The organism is Lutibacter sp. B1 (assembly GCF_012524075.1).
Taxonomy (GTDB): Bacteria; Bacteroidota; Bacteroidia; order Flavobacteriales; family Flavobacteriaceae; genus Lutibacter.
Genome location: NZ_JAAZUI010000069.1, coordinates 1 through 2,142, shown reverse-complemented (window position 1 = coordinate 2,142; position 2,142 = coordinate 1). Strand labels below are relative to the sequence as shown.

At 33.7% G+C, this 2,142-nt stretch carries 2 protein-coding genes; both read left to right on the top strand.

What is annotated here, in order from left to right:
• Positions 1-155 precede the first annotated feature (155 nt).
• Positions 156-956 carry a hypothetical protein gene (locus tag HGB55_RS14750; protein WP_168817807.1) on the top strand — a complete coding sequence of 267 codons (801 nt, stop codon included), beginning with the start codon at positions 156-158 and terminating at the stop codon, positions 954-956.
• A gap of 149 nt (positions 957-1,105) precedes the next feature.
• Positions 1,106-1,639: a hypothetical protein gene (locus HGB55_RS14745; protein ID WP_168817805.1), complete on the top strand. Its 534-nt coding sequence runs from the start codon at positions 1,106-1,108 to the stop codon at positions 1,637-1,639.
• Positions 1,640-2,142: the final 503 nt, after the last annotated feature.

Below are 2,142 nucleotides of genomic sequence, written 5' to 3'. Positions count from 1 at the left end.
GTAACAACGTGTATAATTCATTGCTAGTTATAGCTTACTTACGAAAGTCCTCGCGGACTTTCTATCTGTAATTTATTTGCTAACTTTAGTGCTTAAATCACGCAACGAAATCATACACAAACAAGTTACCCACAATTAAAACCAAAAATTTACGAATGAAAAAACTGAATTTACTACTTACCCTTATTTTAGGAATTACAATTTTATCTTGTTCATCGGACGACAGCGATGATAATGGAAACAACAGCAATTTAATTGGAACTTGGTACGGAATATCAAGTACATTTAACGGAAACAACTCTGGAATTCCAGACAACAGTATTTTGAAATTTACGACTGACAACCGAGTTGAATTTATCTACGAAGGTTTTGGAAATAACGGAGAAGACATTTCCGAATTCGGAGATTGGACAGAAAACGGAAATACGTTAACTATCACTTGGGACAATTCTGACCCAGGATTAGAAAATTATGTTCTAGAAATATTGGAACTGAATGAATCCACATTAAAATGGCAAACGGAAATAACAGGCGAAGGAACTTTAATTGAAACTTTTAGCAAAAATCAAAATTCAACAGTTGACCTTTCTCAATTTCAAGATTTTAATTTAGAGTTTACAGTTGACATTGCTGCACTCGGACCAAACGAACCTTATGAATTTCAAGCGACTTTTATAACGACAGACGGAGACAACCAACTTGTCGAAACAACAGAAACTTATTCAGGACTAACGGCAAATACAGACGACTTCATATCGGACTCAAAAATTGTGAAAGAATATAAAATTGTTGGAGTTCGAGCAACAGCAGTTAGCGACAATGTTGGTGGTTTAGTTGTCAAATTAACAAAAGTATCTGACCAAAATGAGGTTATGAATACTTGGGAGAATATTCCAAATAGCACAACAATCACATACGACTTTGAAACTGGAACGGAAACAACAACATCAAATTAAAAAATAACTGTGGGTAACAACGGCTATAATTCATTGCGGCTGAATTCCTTATCGGAATTCACCGCAATTTTGCTATCTTTCGGCAACGGCGGAAAGAATCCTGCGGATTTTTCCGCAACGAAACCATAGCCAAAACCGTTGGCTGTAATATGAAAAAAATCGCGATTACAATATCAATATTGAGTTTCAACTTTGGATTTGGACAAGTTGAAATTCCTTTTTTTGAACAAATCGCTTTTGATTTTTATAAGTACAGTTTATTGACAAAGTTCCCTGTCGAAAAACGAATAAAAATCCCGAAATACACGACTGACTTTCACTTCTCGTCTTATAAATTTCAAGTGAATGAATGTCTGACTGGAGAATTATTGACAGAGGGAAAAGAATTGGAAATTTTTGGAATTTATGCTCTAGAACAAATGGATTTTGATTCCCCAACTCACGTAATGAATTATGAAAACTTGGATAAAAAACAGTTTCGGATTAAAAAATCTAAAAGTAATAGCGGTCTGAATTTGAGAATTTCTCAACCCTATCATAAGAAAGATGATTTTGAGAATTTTTATGTTATTATATCGGAAAACTATAAAAGAAAAAACATCAGATATTATTTATTAATTGACAAAAAAGGAAATGTAAATAATTGGTGCAGAAAAGAATCGGAACTGATAATAATACATTAGTGAGTGGGAAAAATACTACAGCCAACACCGTGTATAGCTCATTGCGGGGCAAGTGATTGACTCGAAAGTTTGCGATTTTTTGCTAACTTTACGACTTACTCGAAACAACTCGCTGTTTTATCCGCAACGAGCCATACACGAAGAACGTTGGGTAAAATGGGGGAATTTCAGCCTGAAATTCCTAATTTGAGTTTTATGAGTTTAAAATCTCAAACTGTCTGAGACAAAAGCCGAAAAAATTACTGAGATAAAAAAGCTTGAAAACTACTTCTACTCTATTGAAAGAAAATTAAAGTAGAAAGAGTTGAGTAATGAATCCGAAAATAGAAAGTTGAAACGTAAAAAACTCATTGAAACGTGAGATTTTAGCACAATGACGGAATTATAAGTTGAAACGGAAAGAATTAAGCACAACGCCGGAAATGAGCAATGAAAATGGAAAAACTCATTGAAACGTGAGAGTTGAACTGAAAAATATTCAAGAATAATTAAACTTAACGATA